General features: G+C 33.4%; 22 protein-coding genes and 1 pseudogene. 20 read left to right on the top strand and 3 right to left on the bottom strand.

Features of this window, described 5'->3' with window-relative positions; genetic code table 11:
- Positions 1–132: 132 nt before the first annotated feature.
- From HMPREF1865_RS07490 to HMPREF1865_RS07475, 4 genes are read left to right on the top strand one after another with little or no spacing between them, the layout of a single operon-like run.
- Positions 133–1074, top strand: a complete 942-nt coding sequence (locus HMPREF1865_RS07490) for a hypothetical protein (RefSeq protein ID WP_060919720.1) — start codon at positions 133–135, stop codon at positions 1072–1074.
- Entirely contained in the window at positions 1061–1273 is a 213-nt protein-coding gene (locus tag HMPREF1865_RS07485) for a helix-turn-helix domain-containing protein (RefSeq protein ID WP_024413027.1), read from the top strand. Before HMPREF1865_RS07490 ends, HMPREF1865_RS07485 begins: the two co-directional genes overlap by 14 nt.
- Positions 1260–2324, top strand: coding sequence for an SIR2 family protein (locus HMPREF1865_RS07480; protein ID WP_060919719.1), 1065 nt, complete (start codon positions 1260–1262; stop codon positions 2322–2324). Before HMPREF1865_RS07485 ends, HMPREF1865_RS07480 begins: the two co-directional genes overlap by 14 nt.
- A 9-nt stretch (positions 2325–2333) precedes the next feature.
- The gene (locus HMPREF1865_RS07475; protein ID WP_060919718.1) at positions 2334–4049 is read left to right on the top strand and encodes an ATP-binding protein; all 1716 of its coding nucleotides are present in this window, start codon (positions 2334–2336) and stop codon (positions 4047–4049) included.
- 18 nt (positions 4050–4067) lie between these two features.
- Here the strand turns inward: HMPREF1865_RS07475 and HMPREF1865_RS09425 are convergent.
- Positions 4068–4562, bottom strand: a pseudogene (locus HMPREF1865_RS09425) (relaxase/mobilization nuclease domain-containing protein); the annotation flags it as partial.
- 177 nt (positions 4563–4739) lie between these two features.
- On the opposite strand from HMPREF1865_RS09425, the gene HMPREF1865_RS09660 reads away from it, so the two are divergent.
- The 15 genes from HMPREF1865_RS09660 (at position 4740) to HMPREF1865_RS07395 (ending at position 16294) form a co-directional block, all read left to right on the top strand.
- Complete coding sequence (locus HMPREF1865_RS09660; RefSeq protein ID WP_230949618.1) at positions 4740–5087, top strand: hypothetical protein; 348 nt, start codon at positions 4740–4742, stop codon at positions 5085–5087.
- Positions 5088–5410: 323 nt separating this feature from the next.
- On the top strand, positions 5411–5833 hold the full coding sequence (locus HMPREF1865_RS07460) for a YadA-like family protein (protein WP_230949617.1): 423 nt from the start codon (positions 5411–5413) through the stop codon (positions 5831–5833).
- 196 nt (positions 5834–6029) lie between these two features.
- Positions 6030–6827, top strand: coding sequence for an ADP-ribosylglycohydrolase family protein (locus tag HMPREF1865_RS07455; protein ID WP_060919717.1), 798 nt, complete (start codon positions 6030–6032; stop codon positions 6825–6827).
- Between the two features lie 27 nt (positions 6828–6854).
- Entirely contained in the window at positions 6855–7916 is a 1062-nt protein-coding gene (locus HMPREF1865_RS07450; protein ID WP_060919716.1) for an ankyrin repeat domain-containing protein, read from the top strand.
- A 28-nt stretch (positions 7917–7944) separates the two neighbouring features.
- Positions 7945–8364: a hypothetical protein gene (locus tag HMPREF1865_RS07445; RefSeq protein WP_060919715.1), complete on the top strand. Its 420-nt coding sequence runs from the start codon at positions 7945–7947 to the stop codon at positions 8362–8364.
- Positions 8357–8716: a hypothetical protein gene (locus HMPREF1865_RS07440; RefSeq protein WP_060919714.1), complete on the top strand. Its 360-nt coding sequence runs from the start codon at positions 8357–8359 to the stop codon at positions 8714–8716. Before HMPREF1865_RS07445 ends, HMPREF1865_RS07440 begins: the two co-directional genes overlap by 8 nt.
- Before the next feature lie 47 nt (positions 8717–8763).
- Positions 8764–9222: a hypothetical protein gene (locus HMPREF1865_RS07435; RefSeq protein WP_060919713.1), complete on the top strand. Its 459-nt coding sequence runs from the start codon at positions 8764–8766 to the stop codon at positions 9220–9222.
- Positions 9223–9264: 42 nt separating this feature from the next.
- Entirely contained in the window at positions 9265–10776 is a 1512-nt protein-coding gene (locus HMPREF1865_RS07430) for an SMI1/KNR4 family protein (RefSeq protein WP_060919712.1), read from the top strand.
- 196 nt (positions 10777–10972) lie between these two features.
- Positions 10973–11551 (top strand): hypothetical protein, encoded by a 579-nt coding sequence (locus HMPREF1865_RS07425; RefSeq protein ID WP_060919711.1) that lies wholly within the window; start codon positions 10973–10975, stop codon positions 11549–11551.
- Positions 11552–11671: 120 nt separating this feature from the next.
- Positions 11672–12694: a DMP19 family protein gene (locus tag HMPREF1865_RS07420; protein ID WP_060919710.1), complete on the top strand. Its 1023-nt coding sequence runs from the start codon at positions 11672–11674 to the stop codon at positions 12692–12694.
- 106 nt (positions 12695–12800) lie between these two features.
- Positions 12801–13286: a prolyl-tRNA synthetase associated domain-containing protein gene (locus HMPREF1865_RS07415; RefSeq protein ID WP_004693503.1), complete on the top strand. Its 486-nt coding sequence runs from the start codon at positions 12801–12803 to the stop codon at positions 13284–13286.
- 14 nt (positions 13287–13300) lie between these two features.
- On the top strand, positions 13301–14068 hold the full coding sequence (locus HMPREF1865_RS07410; RefSeq protein ID WP_060919709.1) for a putative quinol monooxygenase: 768 nt from the start codon (positions 13301–13303) through the stop codon (positions 14066–14068).
- 108 nt (positions 14069–14176) lie between these two features.
- Positions 14177–14956: a protein-ADP-ribose hydrolase gene (locus HMPREF1865_RS07405; RefSeq protein WP_060919708.1), complete on the top strand. Its 780-nt coding sequence runs from the start codon at positions 14177–14179 to the stop codon at positions 14954–14956.
- The gene (locus HMPREF1865_RS07400; protein ID WP_060919707.1) at positions 14928–15800 is read left to right on the top strand and encodes an SIR2 family NAD-dependent protein deacylase; all 873 of its coding nucleotides are present in this window, start codon (positions 14928–14930) and stop codon (positions 15798–15800) included. Before HMPREF1865_RS07405 ends, HMPREF1865_RS07400 begins: the two co-directional genes overlap by 29 nt.
- Positions 15797–16294: a methylated-DNA--[protein]-cysteine S-methyltransferase gene (locus HMPREF1865_RS07395; protein WP_060919706.1), complete on the top strand. Its 498-nt coding sequence runs from the start codon at positions 15797–15799 to the stop codon at positions 16292–16294. The genes HMPREF1865_RS07400 and HMPREF1865_RS07395 overlap by 4 nt, the downstream gene beginning before the upstream one ends.
- Before the next feature lie 172 nt (positions 16295–16466).
- Here the strand turns inward: HMPREF1865_RS07395 and HMPREF1865_RS07390 are convergent, their stop codons facing one another.
- A complete protein-coding gene (locus tag HMPREF1865_RS07390; protein WP_060919705.1) occupies positions 16467–17129 on the bottom strand; it encodes a fumarylacetoacetate hydrolase family protein in 663 nt (220 codons plus the stop codon).
- A gap of 286 nt (positions 17130–17415) precedes the next feature.
- Between HMPREF1865_RS07390 and HMPREF1865_RS07385 the strand changes: the two genes are divergently transcribed.
- Positions 17416–18438 (top strand): branched-chain amino acid aminotransferase, encoded by a 1023-nt coding sequence (locus HMPREF1865_RS07385; RefSeq protein ID WP_060919704.1) that lies wholly within the window; start codon positions 17416–17418, stop codon positions 18436–18438.
- A 134-nt stretch (positions 18439–18572) separates the two neighbouring features.
- On the opposite strand, the gene HMPREF1865_RS07380 is transcribed toward HMPREF1865_RS07385, so the two are convergent.
- Positions 18573–18974, bottom strand: coding sequence for a thioesterase family protein (locus HMPREF1865_RS07380; protein ID WP_060919703.1), 402 nt, complete (start codon positions 18972–18974; stop codon positions 18573–18575).
- Positions 18975–19144: the final 170 nt, after the last annotated feature.

Here is a 19144-nt window from a genome sequence, read left to right as displayed (position 1 = left end):
AGCAAACCACCCGTTCTACGGGTGGTTATGATTTTATTTGCGAGAGTTCGATTAAAGAGAATATATTTGTGAAAAAAGTATATTTTATGGTATAATGTAACAAAAATAGTTTTCTTGAAGGGATGTTGTTAAATGAAAAATTTTGATAATGAAAAATATCAAATATTGGCAAAAGATTTAATGGGGGATATTTTTTATTCGGAGACATCTAACCGAAATAAAATTGCTACCATTCGCCAGTATGCAGAAGTGATAGTGAGAAAAATTTTAGATATTAATCCAAGTAAAAAAATGACGATTGGCGCAAATGAAATATCTAAAAAAATTGATGCTCTCAATAATAGTGAGTTTTTAAAAGAAGTATTAGATAATATTAAACAAGATGGTAATAAATTTACACATACTGAGTATTTAGAAGAGGTTACATCTGATGAATTTGACAAAATCGTGGATAAGCTTTTGGATATGCTTTCATTCATGCTTATAAATTATTTTGAAACTTATGAATTTGGATCAAGAAGTGATGTTTTACGGTCATTTTCATTATTACCACCAATAGTGCGATATAAGGTGTTAATATTTTTATATAACAAATATCCAAATAACATTCATGTTATTGATAGATTGGCATTAGCTATTGATAAAGCATTTGATAAAGAAGAAGCAATCAGATGGATTGAAGCTGAAAAAAACAACTTGATTAATTTAGATATAATGTCAGATAAAGTATTTAATGAGATTGCAGAAAATAAAGGGATAGACTTTGCAAAGCTAATTAGATTTAATTCGCCTTATAAAAATATGTATGAGTTGTGTATTGATAAAATTATGAAAATTGGAAATGAAATAGATTCGAAAGGTCATTTGTATATTGACTTTGAAAGTGCATTGCCGTATTACAAGCAATATGGAATTATAGATGAGGATAGTGAAGAAATAAAAGAATTTAATGATATTATGGTTTTTTTATATCTTGGCAGAAGAACAAAATTAGATAATTTTATTAAACTAAAAGAGCCATATGTAACTCTAAATGTAATTACAGGGGATAATAATATAGATGAGAGTATTTAGCTATAAAAAATTGTTCAAAAAACTGATTGATTTAGATATGACAAACAACGAATTGATGGAAAAGGCAAAAATAAGTAAAAGCACATTTTACAAAATGAAGAATGGGCAAAATATAACGACGGATGTTTTACTTAGAATTTGCAATACTTTGGATTGTGGTATTGAAGAAATTATGGAGTGTAGTGATGAATATAGATAGTGAAGAATTTGAGCCAATATTTATGGACATTAAGGAACGATACCTATCAGGTGTAAATTTCCCTAAATTGATAGTTGGAACAGGGCTTTCTATTGCAACGAATATTCCGGGAATGTCGAAATTGGCTGAAAAATTGGAGAAGTCGTTTGAAAGTATCGGTGATTTAGAGTTACAAGAACAGTGGAACAAATATAAAGGGAAGATCAAAGATGAAGGATTGGAAGCAGCCTTATTAGATGTTTCAATAAGTGAAGAATCGTTTGTGGAAACAATTCGAGAGATAACGAGTGAATTTATTTTAGATGAAGAATATAATCAGCATTTTAATATATTAAATAAAATTTCTGGATTTGAAAAATTATTAAAGTACCTATTAGGAACTGTAAGTGTAAACAATCAAGTAATCGATATAATGACTCCTAATTATGACAGAATTATAGAACTAATTTGTGATAAATTAAAACTATCAACTACATTAGGGTTTTCGGGGAATATGTATCAATCTTTTAATGAAAATATACTAAAGCAACCTTATGATTTTTTTTCTAAGAGCGTTCCTTTAGTAAGATTATTTAAGCCACATGGATCAGTCAATTGGATAAAAAAGAATGATAGGGAATATCAGATTAATGATTATCAACTACTAAAAGATGACAAGCGGTATATAGATATTATTGCACCAGGCAGTATGAAATATAAGTCAGGAATGATTAACGGTATTTTCAGATGTCATAGAGAAATTTTTAATGAATTGATAACAGACTCTAAAAAGAATTTTTCTATATTTATTTATGGATATGGTTTTAATGACCAGCATTTTAATACAGTATTTGAGGATACTCAAAAGGATGTGGTTGTCTTGACAAGAACGATAAAAAAATCTTTTTTAGATAGAGCAATGAAAAATGAAAATTGGACTTTATTTTATAAATATGAAGAGAAAGAAAGCGGTACAGAAGAAGGAAGTTATATGGTATATAAAGGTAAAAAATATAATATAAATAAGGAATTATGGGATATAAATGTATTTTCGGAAACTTTTTTAGGATAGGAGAAAATTATGGAAGATATTCAAAATTATTTAAATCAAGAAGTTGGAGTTGTTCAAAATGTTGATACCAAGAAAGTATCTGTATCAGTAGAAAAGGAAGAAATTTTAAATAGGCTAAAAATAAATGATATAGTTGTTTTATCTGGAAATAATGCAGATGAAAAACTAATTGGAATAGTAACTAGGGTGAGCAAAAAGAGAATTGATATTGATGACGAAGAAACTGAAGAACAAGAGTATTCATATAACTTTTGCAATATAACTTTAGTAGGTACATTTTATAAAAAATTGTCTTCAACTAAACAAAATATTTTCAAAAGAGCAGTGAACACTTATCCTGAAATCAATAGCAAAGTTTATTTGGCAGATGGTAAAGCTCTCTCTATTATTATGAACTCTTTTGAAAATGAGATATCTTCAGAAAAAAGATTAATTATTGGCAAATATGCAAGTAATAAAACTGTTGAAGCTATTTTGGATGGAAATAGATTTTTTCAAAGACATGCAACAATAGTAGGAAGTACTGGAAGTGGAAAATCTTTTACTGTAGCAAATATTCTTGAAAAAGCAAATGAGTTGGAGCACGCTAATTTAATTGTTTTTGATTTGCATGGTGAATACAATGAATTAAGTTATGCTGAACAGATAAAAATTTGTGACTCTGAGGATGGGTTACATATTCCTCTGTGGTTTTTCAATTATGAGGAAATACATTCATTGTTTATTGAATCTTCTGAAGGGACATCTACAAATCAAAGGGCAGCAGTAATTAAATATATTTTAGAGCATAAGAAAAGGTATCTTGAAGAAAATATGACTGAATTTTCATCCGAAATAATTACAGCAGATACGCCGATTCCTTTTTCAGCAAAAGGGTTAAAAGCATATTTAGAGGATGAAAATATAAAGGAAGAAACAACAGGTGAAGTATATAAAACCGGAGATAAAAAAGGACAAGCAAAGACGAAACAAGGTCAATACTATGGGAAATTAACAAACCTTATTACGAGACTTCAGACAAAAATAGATGATAAAAAATATGGGTTTGTATTTAATGAAGATAATACTGTAAGAGCTGACTATCTGAAAGAATTTGTTGATAAAATAATGGGACTAGATAAAAAGATAAAAGTAATAGATTTATCAGAAGTCCCATCAGATATGTTACCTATAATAATAGGGATTGTTACAAGACTGGTATATGAAGTCCAATTTTGGATGTCGCCTAAAACAGATGAGACTAGGCATCCTATAGCCTTTATTTGCGATGAAGCACACTTATATATGCCGAGAGATACAACGAAATTGAAAGCGGTTGAGAATAAATCGCTGGAGATATTTGAAAAAATATCTAAAGAGGGGAGAAAATATGGTGTTTCATTGGTGATTGTTTCTCAAAGACCTGCAGAATTAAATTCTACTATAATATCTCAATGCAATAATATTATAAGTTTAAAAATTACGAATGATAGAGATAAATCAGCAGTAGCAACTATGTTAACTGATTCGTTGGTAGGCTTGGTTGAAACATTACCAAATCTTGATGTTGGAGAATGTATTGTTATTGGAGATTCGATTAAGCTACCTACTAAAATTATTTTAGATAAACCTAAAGAAGAACCTAAAAGTTCAACTATTGATTTTTGGGATAGATGGATAGATAGAAAAGGTACAGTTTTCAATATTGATGAAGCAATTAAGTGCATGATCAAACAAACAAGGTAAGAGGAGAATATAGAAAAGCTACCTCTCCATCTCCTTACCCATATAAATCCCATAGTTTTTGCGTATCTTGTAAAGTTCGTCCATCGTGGTTTTCGAGGAAGAATACTCTTGCATGAGGGTATTCTTTTTTTCTTGCAATTTATCAAGTTTATCTAAAATGCACCTTGAATTTGGAAACTTGGAATAGGATTTTTTTAGCTCGGAAAGGGCATTTTCATATAGAATAATTTGAGATTTATACTCTTCAAAAAATGCCTTGTCAGACGGATTAGCCTTATATTCCTTGTAGTATTGCCTGTATTTTTTGAAAGTATGAACTTGTTTCATAGTGGCAGAAAGCTCCTGCATTTCTTTAGCAATAGCCTTAATTTTGTCCTGTAAATCTTGTCTTTCATCGGCTACTTTCTGGATGTAATCATCAAGCTGCTTAACAGATTTAATGCCTTGTTCTCTAAGGAAGATAACGGATTCTGCCATTGTATTAAGGTTATGTTTAGTTGCCCAATATGTAAATGATACTCTAAGAATGTACAAAAATGATGATATAAGAATGTACAATTTTGATTGTATCACCGATACTATAGTTGAGGTGATAACAACATGCAATACGTATACGCTATTAATAGTTCATTTACTGTAACATCATTATTAGACTTACCATTATTAAGAGACATTCTGGAGGCTTGCAATTTGAAACCTAATTATAGTTTACTAGGTCGTGAATTAGGCTATGATAGACGTACTATAAAATCTCATTATGAAAATGGAACGCCTAATCCACACCGTCATAAACCATCTATGATTGATACATTTTATGACATAATAGAGACTTTATTATCTGATGATACACCCCAACAATTTTATTATAAGCGTGTCTTGTGGCAATACTTGGTAGACAACCATGGACTCACAGCTGCTTACTCAACATTTCGTGGGTATATTTTAAAGATACCAGTATTTCAATCCTATTTTGATAGAAAACATACATCGCCTAGTACGCAGCATACGATTCGCTTTGAAACTGCACCAGCTGAATAGGCTCAAGTTGATTGGAAAGAGAATATTAAATTCTTATTACATGATGGCACACACATAACTTTTAATATATTGCTGATGACATTAGTCTATTCTCGATACAAATTAGCAAAGGTCACTTTCGATAGAACTACTGAAACACTACAAGATGCATTGGTAGAATTCTTTGAACAATTACAAGGTGTTCCGCATGTACTAGTTACACTGTAAAATATCCTGATAAGGAAATCACTACTCATTTAGGTTATAAAAAGACAGTACAAGATTATGATAAAGAGCCAACCGTTACACCTAATACATACTCAGATGCTAAATATAATCGTTTGGTGAAAGTAGCCGATGGCGTTGATGCACATGATGTAGCAACAGTAGGTCAATTGGAAAATGCTATTAGCCAAGTCCAATCGGTAGGTACAAATTTAGAATCTACAATTAATAAAGCAACTGCATCTAGCTATGCATTAGCTGCATTACAACCGAATTTCTCTGAAGGAGAAACTGGATTGGGTGTAGCCGTAGGATTTGGTCATTATCATGGAAAAACAGCTACTGCATTAGGCGCTTATTATCGTCCAAGCCGAAATGTACAATTTAATGTAGGTACTGTGGTAGGCAATGGCAACCAAGGGTTTAATGGTGGGCTTAGCTTTAAGGTGGGCCCTGAATCTAAATTAAATATAACATCCACTGATGAAAGAATCGCTCAATTAGAAAAACGTATTCAAGAATTAGAGCGTTCAAAGAGATAATTCTATCTACATTAAAGATTAAATAAGGATTATATAAATAGAGCCCTTTGCTTATGCGAAGGGCTTTTACTATACACTCATACTTATAAATGTAATATAATTAAACTAAATAGTTATGGTGGAACATTCATATATGTAGTTAATACGATAAAAATTACTTAAATGATAAATTTAAGAAATTCAGGGAGGGATTAACATGTTAGGAGCAATCATTGGTGATATAGTTGGTTCACGATTCGAATTTAATAATATTAGACGGAAGGACTTTGATTTCTTTACAGATCAATGTGTATTAACTGATGATAGTATTATGACACTTGCCGTAGCAAAGGCAATTCTTATAAGCCAACCGAATTATAAAAGTCTTTCACAGAATGCAGTAGAATGTATGCAGACGATCGGAAGATGTTATCCAGGTTATGGATATGGCGATCGGTTCTATAGATGGATTTTTGCAGAGAATCCAAAGCCATATAATAGTTATGGTAATGGCTCAGCTATGAGAGTTAGTGCTGCGGGATTTGCTGCACATACTTTGGACGAAGCAAAGCTTCTTTCTAAATTAGTTACAGAAGTGACTCATAACCATCCTGAAGGTATGAAGGGGGCGGAGGCAACTGTAGTTGCCATATACTTAGCTAAAACTGGTAAGGATATACTTGAAATCAGAGATTATATTAATCAGCATTACTACACCCTGGATTTCACATTGGATGAAATCAGAGATACCTATAGATTCAATGAAAGCTGTCAAGGAACAGTTCCACAAGCATTGCAAGCCTTCTTTGAATCCACTGATTTTGAAGATGCTATTCGCAATGCCATCTCAATAGGTGGTGACAGTGATACTGTTGCTGCTATTTGTGGTGGTGTAGCACAGGCCTACTATGGTGTTCCAAATAATATTAGAAAACAGGCCATATCGTTTTTAGATACTAAACTGCTAGGTATATTGAATGCCTTTGAAGAGAAGTTTATACCAGTTGTGGTATAAGTAAATATTTATATAGGAGAGAGGTACATGATACATCTTAAGGACTTGGGCAGTTTTGAATCTGTGCCAGATTTAGTGACACATATTATAAATGGAAATATAACCGCGCTTGAAAGCGCATTAAAAGCTGGTTGGGAGATAGATAAACCTATACAAATTGGTAAGTATAGTGAGTATACACCTTTACAATTAGCATTAGTGATGGAATGTTTGCCAAGTGTGAAATGGTTAGTTGAGCATGGCGCAGATCTAAATGATGAAGAAAATCCCAGTTTCTTGTTAGCTGTACGGTATGCTAATCGAGAGATAATAGACTATGTTGTGGAGCAAGGTGCTAATATTCATGCTTTGAACTCTGTAGACGTAGATGCTTTTCAAGCTGCCTTGTATGGTAAAAAATATGAGAACTTACAACTGATTCATGACTTAGGACATACAGTACAAAAATATGGCGGTAAAGCTTTCAGAAATGCTATTACAGATAGAAATTATGAAGTCCTAGATTTCTTTATCAATCATGGTGTAGATATTAATTACAATAAACCAGATTCGGTATATCCTTTTAAACCAACACCACTATGTGTAGCGGCTCGGTATGTTGATTTACAGATGTGCAAATATCTAGTAGAACATGGTGCCGATGTGACCATCACGGAAAAGGATGGTATGCGTCCCTATAGCATTGCTGTTGAAAAGGACGATATGGAAATGGCGGGGTATTTTAAAACATTAGAGCCTGCTGAGTACCATGATATACAAAATAAAATGGATCAATTGAAACCGTTTAAACTACCAAAAACATTAGTTGCATTTTTAGAGTCGGATAATCTTTATTTTGAATTGCCAGATTCTGATTTTATATCCATAGAATTTTTCCCTCTAATTGATACAATTCCATTTAAAGTAGGCCGCCGTAACCTATTGCGTTTATCTAAAGAGTTAGGTGAATATGATTATTGGCAAATTGTATGGGATCCTAGGTCTAAAAAGATTGGTTGTTATGATACCGAGCATCAAGAGTTACGAGAACTTTGCAAGTTTGATGAGTTTATGGCAGATATGGCAGGTCAATTAGAAAACTTATTCTAATGTATATTGTAAAGTTGAGGAGATACATATGGCAGATGCAGTTGAGAAAACTTATACAGACTGGTCAATTGATGTAGGTGACTATAAGTATGAAGGAATTACCTTGAATGAGGTTGAGCAAAATCTCTACGCTATTGAGGATCAAGAACAGGATTTTGTAGTTATATCACCATCAAAGGCAATTCCGATAGATAATAAAATGTATAACTTTGTACAAGTTTGTAGTGATCAAGATACCGATTTATTACATATAGAGCTTAGTGCAACTAATGATGGCGAACAGGGCTCTATTATATATGGTAAAAATGAGCTAGGACATCAAGAGGTATTACAGATCATAGAAGAATTTATTGCACATCATAAGGTACCATCGTTAGATGATTGGGAAATCGTGTTAGATTTAAGACCGAAGATGGAAAGCTATGTAAAGGGTACAAACGATGACTAATCCTGTAATATATGATGAACAGTTAAGGCAATATACCATATCCTACGAAGGAATACAGTTTTGCTGGGATGAGAAACCAACAGATACTAATTTAGATATGGCAAAGCTATTAGCCGTTAATTACCATAAAAATATAGATGCAATTGTAACTTTCATTTATAACGAAATACGAGATTGGTATGGTGATATAACTATTGATGAAGTGAAAACAAGCATTGGTATGCCTATTATTGAACCAGAACGTGATGCTGTAACCTATTGCGAGCAAACCTTTGATGATACCCATATCTTTTCTTTTACATTTTGGGATGATGAATTCAAAGATTTACATTATTTTGCCATAGATGGATGATATATTTTTAATTATTTTGCTATTATGACTTATATGTGGAGTCTATTATGTTATATACACCTAATAACATTTTGTATAAGTATATTCGCTATCGATTTAGATGGATTCAGATTCAGTGCAATATGTTATATGATATAGCACCAGAGGAAGAAGATGAGATTTGTCGTAATCTATTAAATAAGAGAGCGAAGATATTAATTCCCGTTGGCATATTATATTTTTTGCTTTTTGGGGTTATCTTCGCTTGGCTAGTAGGAACCAGTGAGGACTTAAATCCGTTAATGCAATGGGAATTAAGAGTCATAGACTATGTGATACCCATTTTAAATACTATAGATATTAAGTGGTATGCATATTCCCTAGATCTATTATGGGTAGCAATTATATTAGCGCCTATAGCGATTATAAATGCATCTCCTTATATCATTTTTTCTTATATTGTAGATACTATATTGATACAACATGAGGTAAAAGCTTTAATTAAAGAATATTCCATTGATGAGTAATTATGTGGTTAGATTATATCCATTTGGCTAGGAGAGAGTATTATGAGTGATCTAAAAGACTTTAATTGGACTGGATTTTGGAATGACTGTGATTATGCCTTTGAGTCCTATATTGGTAGAGATGTTACTGATGAGGATATTAAAGCAACTGAAGCAAATCTAGGGTATACATTGCCTGTAGCATATATTGAGCTACTTAAAAACCATAATGGTGGTGTAGTAAAGAAAAATTGTTTCATTAATGATGATGACGATTGTGTATACATAACAGGTATATATGGCATCGATAGAGATAAAAAATACTCTCTTTTAGGTGAGATGGGGAATGAATTTTGGATTTCGAAAGTAAAATATCCTCCTATCGGTGTCGTTGTAGCCGATACGATTTCTGGTGGGCATGATATGATTTTCTTTGATTATCGTGAGTGCGGTCCTACCGGTGAGCCTAAGGTTGTACGTGTAGACCAAGAAGGTGATTACTCAATTACTCCGTTAGCAGATAACTTTGGTGACTTTATTAAGAACTTATATTTCAGTATAGAAGAAATAACGGATGAAGAATTTCAAGAATTAAGTGATGCGGAAAAGGTTAAGTTCCTTAATGAACAAGAGGGCATTGATATCAAGCGTGCGATGGAACTGTTAAATAATATTGGCATCGATAATTTGTCCCCTATACTATTAAGCACCTTAGGACGTATGTATAACAATAATGGCCGCGCAGCAGAGGCTATCGATTTATTTAATCGTATAGATGAGGCACATCGCGATTGGTCTTGGTATTATCGTTGTGGCTATGCTCATGCATCTTTGGGATGTGGTGAAAGCTACGAATCTGAACATGTGCAGCAAGCATTACAGTTAATAGAAGCAGGTATGAAAATGGCGAAAGAGTCCCATTTAGATAAACAGCTGGGCTGGTGTTGCGAAGTTGTAAAATACTTATTAACTCAAATCAAGCCAAAAGATTACAAGGAGGATTACCCTATGATTTTTGATACCATTAAGAATCTCTTTGATAAGAAAAATAGTAAAATTACTACAGAAGGTAAAGCTACTGGAGACATTAATGAACGCGAAGAGGATAACTATCCTACATATGATGTAGTGCATTGGGTATTTAATAAGCAAACATATAGCAGAGAAGAGTTTACCAAAGAATACAATGAAAATGTAAAGAAATATGTAGATGATAAAGCAGATGACGACGATAGATTAGAAGAACCTGAAATTCTAGTAACCTATGAAGCTTGGATTGAAAGTGAAGACCAACTTTTTGATAATGAACATGTTACCGACGAAGAATTGCTGGAAGAAGATAAAGAAGATGGTATGTGGCAGGTAGAAATTATGGCTCATCTTGTAGCGGATAATGGTACATATTTTACTAGAGAAGAATTGCTTTTTAAATTACACAATTTAATGGCCAATAAAGAATTAGGAGATCACGTATTCTTTGAAGGTATTGAATACGAAGGTCATGAATGTGAAGGGGACGGACTTATAGATAATGAAGATGGTATACCTGTATTTTTTATTGTTTGTGGTAGCTAGATAGTATAGAACATTATAAGACGATAATAGATTAGCCCTTCGCTATGCGAGGGGCTTTTACTATACACATAGAATTTGTATACTTTTGTATTTTGGGCTATGCTATTTTATAGAGGATTAATCTAGAATATTGAGAAATATATTAGGAATAATGAAATCAAAGCATTGTTTAAAAGATTACAAGGAGGATTATATTATGATTTTTGAAATGATCAAAAACCTTTTTAACAAAAATGAGAACACGGAAAAGATTGAATATCTCGGTGTTGATAAAGATGGTAATAAAATATATGAAGGTTATTATCATGAGTTTAAGGGAATTCCTTGGGTTTTCAATAAAACTACCTATACTAGAGAAGAGTTTGATAAGGAGTTTTATACATGCTTAGAAGAGCATAAAGTTAATCCTGATAATTTACCACCATTAGTAGAGCCTGAAATTTTTGTAAGCTATGAAGCTTGGATTGAAAGCAAAAGTCAGCTTCACCCTAATGAACATTTATACGAGGTAGACGAATTACTAGAAGACGATAAAGAAGATGATATGTGGCAAGTTGAAATCTATGCTCGCCTTAAAGCAGATAATGGTCAGTACTTTACTACTGAAGAGCTTCTTTTCAAGATCCATAACTTAATGGCCAATAAAGAGCTCGGGGATCATGTATTCTTTGAAAATCTAGTGTATGATGATCACGAATTTGAAGCTGATGAAATTGAAGATATTGACGATAATGATGAAGGTACTCCTGTATTTGTTGTATGGCTTGGTAGCTAGTTGAAAAGCTGTTCTTTGGCATAATACACTATTTTATAATCAGTAGGTCATTGTTTTGTGTTATTATAATCTTAAGATGAGTTCATATATATATTGATAATATGAGGAGAAGTGTATTGTATGTCTATACCTGTTGAACAGTTTTTATCTTTTTCTGAAAGTGAGCAATTACAAACAGTTAAAGAACTTAATGATATTGGAAACGTAAAAACTATTATTGATGTGTTAACTAGTGTAGGCATAGAAAATTTATCTATACCTCTATTAGGTAAGCTTGGTAGAGCTTATAACAATAATGGCAATGAAAAAGAGGCAATAAAGGTATTAGAGTCTATTAATGAAGAGTATCGTGATGTGGTGTGGTATTATCGTTGTGCCTATGCGTATGGAGCTGTTGCTTTAGATAATAATGAATCGTATACATCAGATATTATGAAACAGATGCTAAGATTAGTAGATCAGGCCGTACGTTTAGTTCAGGAAAAGAATCTGGATGATATAAAATCGTATTGTTTTGAAGTCATTGATATGTGCTATATGCAGATGGACTTTGAACAGTGTGAAGCAGAGTATCCTGAGTTATGTAAAGCTTATAGCAATTATGTAGCAGAGAAAAAGAAGAAACGAGAAGGTGTACCTCGTCATCGGACCATTACTATTGAAGAAATCCAAGCTACAGATGATATGTGGACCATTAATGAGCCCATGTATTGGACTATCAATATTTATGGCTCTCATGATGATTATTTAGAATCTGCAAAAGGTTTTACCTTAGAGCAAAGATATCTCAATGCAATATGTTGGTATTTTGCTGAGGTTAATAATGGTGGTCATCATCAGTTTTTATATAACTCAACAGGCATTGTATGGGAAGACGCATTAACAGGTTTGCAACGATTTAAAATGGATGAGTTAGCAGATAATTTCCAAACTGTATTAGACTACTTTGGCGGTACAGTACCGTTTGATAGAGCGGAACGGTGGCACTTATTACAACAATCTGAGGATGATCCAGAGTTCTTTGAATTCTTAGATGAAAAAGATGATGCAGTATATACATATGATGGTATCTTGGAAGATGTATTTGTTCACGAGAATCCTCAATTATTTGTATTTGATGGAACCTATATGATTCCAGAATAAGCTTGGTGATATATTTAATAAGGTATAATTGGTACTTTCACTATGTCAATCGATTTTATTATGTAGTAACTTTTACCAAGTAGAAACGATGTATCAGAGGTATTACATGTTAGATAAACAAGGCGTATATGATTGTTTACGTGACCATCATATCGATTTTGAAATTACAGATCACGCACCATTATTTAGTATGGACGATAAGCCAAATGTGCAGTTGCCCTATCCTGAGTGGGATGCAAAGAATTTATTTATACGAGATCATAAACGAGAGCATTACTATTTAATTACCGTTCGTGGTTCAAAGCGTGTGGATCTAAAACAGTTCCGTAAGGACCATAAGTTGAAAAAGATTTCCTTTGGCTCTGAAGAAGAGCTATGGAATATATTGAAGATTAAACCAGGTCACGTATCTCCATTTTGCTTGCTCCATGATGAGGAACGCAAGGTCCATTACTATATTGACGCGGACTACGAGAATAATTTAATCGGCATACATCCGAACCAAAATGATGCGACTGTGTGGCTTCAAGGTAAAGAACTAGTTAAACTCATTGAAGAGCATGGTACAATAGTAGAATATATTACATTGTGATTTAGGAGTCTTTTATGAACAAAAATTTGTTAAAACGTATTGTACTAACATCTGCTATTGCCGTATTAGGTTTAAGCACATCTTTTGCAGCTCTTGTTATGGAGCGAGATCAATCTGTAGATACAGCACCTAGTGTAGGCATGTATCGTTTCGAAGTACCTGTAGAGTTACAAGGAACTTATAATAGTGCAGGTGTAGCTAATCTGACAGCATCTATGGAAAAAGAACCTAATACATTGTCCATGAATGTGGCGCATGTAAAAGGTAATCCTTCGGAGTCTTATGTAGTTGAAATCTATAAAGATTTAGCTGCTATTGAAACACATCGCAAATCTGACCATTATCAAGCATTTGTTAATGAAGTCGGTTCTAAATTAACAAATCGTAAGATGTACGATGTACAGTCTGTACTTTTATTTGAAAAGAAAGATGCATTATCTATCGTAAATGATGGTAAGGCAGTGGTGACCTTAACTGAGTTTACTGTTGATAGCAATGAAATCGATACGGTACAACGACAATATCAACTCGATATGGAACGTGCCGTTCGGGATGATGCGGGTTATAAGGCTGGTTATGTGCTTCGTGAAAGAAATGCAAAAAATCGTTGGTACGTCATTCAAATCTATAGCGATCAAGAAGCCCTTACTAAACACTTGAACAGCCCAGGTTATCGTTTTATGATGAGCCAAATCCAAGGTAGTCTACAAGGGGTTACTACTAAAGTATTAGATGGGGATATCCTTGTAAACCATGGTGGTCAATCATTTGTTAGACCTTAGTTTTTGATATAATACTAATCAGTAAAGTTACTGCTAGCATATTATGTGCTAGCAGTTTTTTGCTATATAATAGGTTATAATCTAGTTAATTCTATTTAGGAGTTATATATGACACAACAAGAACGATTGCGCTATCTTTTAGAGGGATTAGTAGCCGAATATAAAGAGAAATATAACGAACATATAGATATTCCCGTAAGTGAAGAAGAACAATTTACTCTATTTAGAGCACTATGTAATATTCGTCCTGCAGGAGCTATGTCCGCAGAGTGGATGAAGATAGAGGATGAATATTTAAATACATTGGCTCATGAAAAAGGCATCGTTACGATTAACGATATGGAAGAGCGAGAACCTCAGATATATTTGTGGCAAGGGGATATAACACGTCTAGCGGTAAAGGCTATAGTCAATGCAGCTAATGAGCAGTTGCTCGGTTGTTTTCTACCGAATCACAAATGTATTGATAATGCCATTCATACTTTTGCTGGTATTGAGTTACGTATGGCCTGTGCTAGGATGACTGAGTATATGGATATGCCTGAAAAGACAGGTGTAGCTCGTATGACCTATGGTTTTAATTTACCTGCCAGTCATGTTATCCATACGGTAGGGCCTATTGTTTATGATACTGTTACAGACTTAGAAAAAGAACAATTGTCATCGTGCTATAGATCTTGCTTGGAGCTAGCTAATGCTTATAGTTTGAAGTCCATTGCATTTTGCTGCATTTCTACAGGTGAGTTTAGATTTCCTAATGAATTGGCGGCCCAAATTGCTATCGATACGGTACGTAGGTATTTAAAAGAAACAAATAGTAAAATCCAAGTGGTATTTAACGTATTTAAGGATATAGATTATGACATCTACAACAAATTATTGGGATAATATAGAACGTGTAAAAGATTTTTTGAATACAGCTGATGCGGTACTCGTAGGTATTGGGGCCGGTATGTCTACTGCAGCGGGTCTGACCTATAGTGGTGAGCGTTTTCATAAATACTTTGATGACTTTCACAAAAAGTATGGTATTACAGATATGTATTCTGGTGGATTCTATTCATTTGAAAGCATGGAAGAATATTGGGCATGGTGGAGCCGTCATATCTACTATAATCGCTATGATATTTCAGCAGGTGAACCTTATATTCGGTTGATGGAGTTGTTACAAAATAAGAATTACTTTGTGATTACCACTAATGTAGATCATCAAATGCAATTTGCTGGAGTGGATAAAAATAGATTTTATTACATGCAAGGTGATTATGGCTTGTGGCAATGCTCTGAGCCATGTCATCAAAAGACTTATGATAATGAAGAACAAGTGCGTCGTATGGTGAAAGAACAAAAGGATATGAAAATTCCCACAGAATTAATTCCTCACTGTCCTAGATGTGGCGAACTAATGACGATGAATTTACGTGTCGACGGTGCCTTTGTGCAAGACGAAGGTTGGTATGCAGCTCAAAAACGATATGCAAGTTTTATAGAGAATTATAAAGATAAGAAAACCGTATTGTTAGAACTTGGTGTTGGCTATAATACGCCGATGATTATCAAATATCCATTTATGCGGATGGCACATGATAATATAGACACACTATATGTACCAGTTAATATTGAAAAACAATCGATTCCATTTGATATTCAGCAAAATACAGTATTATTTAATAATGACATACAAAAGGTATTGAATGATTTGTTATCTAAAGAAGGAGCTAATGTACTATGAACTATAAATACACCTATGAAAGTCCATTAGGAACTATGATTATGCTTGGTACATTATCATACTTAACAGATTTATTTTTTATTGATGAAGCTTATGCACCTAGTTATGATGATGCGGAGTATATAGAGCAACTAACAGGTCCATTTGAAGTAACAATTATGTGGCTAAATCAATACTTTAATGGTAAAAAGCCCTTTATTACACCTCCCATCCAGTTAGAAGGTACTGAGTTCCGTAAATCCGTATGGTCTATATTACAAACCATACCTTATGGTGAAACTACAACATATGGAGATATTGGTAAACAGATTGCACAGCAACAAGGTAAAGAGAAATTCTCTGCTCAAGCCGTAGGGGGGGCTGTAGGGCATAATCCAATTTCTATCATCGTTCCTTGTCACCGTGTTATTGGTAGTAATGGCCAGTTAACGGGCTATGCAGGGGGCATTGAACGCAAGAAATATATGCTAGACCTAGAGTCAGAGCATAAATAAAGTAATAGTAAATATAAAACATAGATAATAATAAAAGAGATTACTTCTATGTATAGTTAGACATACATAGAAGTAATCTTTTTTTGTGTTTAGATATATTTAGTTGTAATGTAAATAGATATCGTAATAATAAGAATACGAGCAAATACAATACTTTAACAATGTACTTATTTTAAATAAATTTGTTTTCTAAGGTACCAATACCACTTATGGAAACTGTAACAATATCTCCTGGTTTTAACCAAGAATACTTACTTTCATTTTTACCTAATACTACACCACTAGGCGTACCTGTAAAGATAATGTCACCTTCTTGGAGTGTCATATATGTTGATAAGAAGGCAATAATGTTATAAGGCTTAAAAATCATTTGTTCTAGCTTTGCTTGTTGACGTATTTCACCATTTACTGTTGTCGTAATAGTAGCACTTTCAAAGTCAAAATCATCAGGAGATACAATATTAGGACCAATAGGAGCAAAGTGATCAAGCGATTTGCCAAGAATCCATTGAGAACCTCTAAACTGTAATGTACGGGCAGATACGTCGTTACCAATGGTATAGCCTAAGATATGTTCCATTGCCTTTTCAGGAGATATGTTTTTACCAGATTTACCGATGATGATAACTAATTCTCCTTCATAATCGTAATGGAAAGTTTCGTCTTCAATAGTAATTGTATCATGATTACCTGCAAGAGCATTTGATGTTTTCATAAAGATTTCTGGAAAATCATGTGTAGCTAGACTAGTTTCAGCAATATGATCATCGTAGTTAAGGCCGATACAAATGATACTTTTAGGATTAGGAATTAAAAAATGTTTATTTTCGTTCATAATAGGGACCTCTAGTAAAATAGGATAATGTATATCTGAAATTATTATAATATAAATAGGGCGGTAGCTATACTGTAAAGAAACAATTTTTATATTCAACGATAGTATAGCTAGGGGCCTATTTGATAATATACATATCTATTAATATGTTACCTATGTATAGATGATATATCTTAATAGATACTATATCTGTATATATAATTTATCATCTCTATAGAATCTATTGAAAATACAAGATGATAGTGATAAGATTAAGTGTATATCAATATAAATGGAGGTTATTGTTATGAGCAAGAATATCGATTGGGATAATCTCGGTTTTGGTTATGTAGAAACCGACTACCGTTATTTGACTACATATAAAGATGGTAAATGGGACGAAGGTGGTCTAATTACTGATGCTAACGTTGTCCTTAATGAATGTGCTGGTGTATTCCAATACGCTCAAACTGTTTTTGAAGGTTTGAAAGCATACTATACGAAAGATGGTCACATCGTATGCTTCCGTCCAGATTTGAATGCAGAACGTTTGAATCAATCCTGTGAACGCCTTGTAATGCCTACATTACCTGAAGGTCGTTTCCTCGAAGCTGTAAAAGAAGTTGTAAAAGCAAATAAAGACTTTGTTCCTTCATATGGTCATGGTGCAAGCCTTTATATTCGCCCTTACATGATGGGTACAAACTCCGTTATCGGTGTAAAACCTGCTGATGAATATCAATTCCGTGTGTTTACAACACCAGTAGGCCCTTACTTTAAAGGTGGTGCTAAACCAATCAAAATTCGTATCACTGATTTTGACCGTGCAGCACCTCATGGTACTGGGCATATTAAAGCTGGCTTGAACTATGCTATGAGTTTGTATGCTATCACTGATGCTCATAACAAAGGCTATGCAGAAAATATGTATCTTGATGCGGCTACTCGTACACATGTAGAAGAAACTGGTGGTGCGAACTTCATCTTCATTACTAAAGATGGTAAATTAGTTACACCTAAATCTGATAGTATCTTGCCATCCATTACACGTCGTTCGTTGATGTATGTAGCAGAACACTACCTTAATATGACTGTAGAACATCGTCCTGTTCATAAAGATGAATTAAAAGACTTTGCTGAAATTGGTCTTTGTGGTACAGCGGCTGTTATTTCTCCAGTAGGTCAAATCGATACTCCAGAAGGCACTATTAATGTTCCTGCTGGCATGGATGATATGGGTCCTATCACTAAAAAATTATATGACACATTACTTGGCATTCAACATGGTGAAATCGAAGCTCCTGAAGGCTGGGTAGTTAAAATTTGCTAATTATTTAACTATGCAAATATGATTTAATTATGCAAACATGAAAGTATATAAAAATGGCATCTACCGTATGATAGATGCCGTTTTTTATTCTGCTAAAGATATTAGTAAACTAATGATTTTGATTGATAAATATTCTAGCTATATTTAGTTGTGTTTGCTCTACTATGCACTTTAGCCATAAATTTTTCGTTGTTAATGACAAAGCGTTCATGTGTACCACGACCGATAATACCAATGCCATCAGAAGCTTCAATATCAAAGGTTATTTTACGTCCTTCTACGGCGCTAACTGTAGCTTTAGCCGTTACTGTTGCACCAAGTGGAGTAGGGGCTTCGTGAGTAATGGAGAGGGAAATGCCTACGGTGCCTTCACCTTCTTCTAAGTATGGTTGTACTGCTGCTTGAGCCGCTTCTTCCATTAAAGCGCACATGGCTGGTGTGGCAAAGACATCTAAAGAACCAGATTTCATTGTTTTAGCAATATTAGATTCTGTAACTGTTACAGTAGCCGTAGCTGTTTGACCTGCTGATACCATATTATACCTTCTTTCATTAAGAAAATTCTCGTTATAATAGTATTATACATCTTTCGATAATTTTTATGCTAATGTAATGATACATATTTTATAGATATATGTATACACCTCTAATGCTATATCGGTTATCAATTTTAAATGATGAATTGTAAAATATATTGCGACAAATA

It is taken from the genome of Veillonella parvula (assembly GCF_001553335.1).
Taxonomy (GTDB): domain Bacteria; phylum Bacillota; class Negativicutes; order Veillonellales; family Veillonellaceae; genus Veillonella; species Veillonella parvula_S.
The sequence above is the reverse complement of the archived record's forward strand: the minus strand, read 5'-3'. Positions and strand labels throughout refer to the sequence as shown.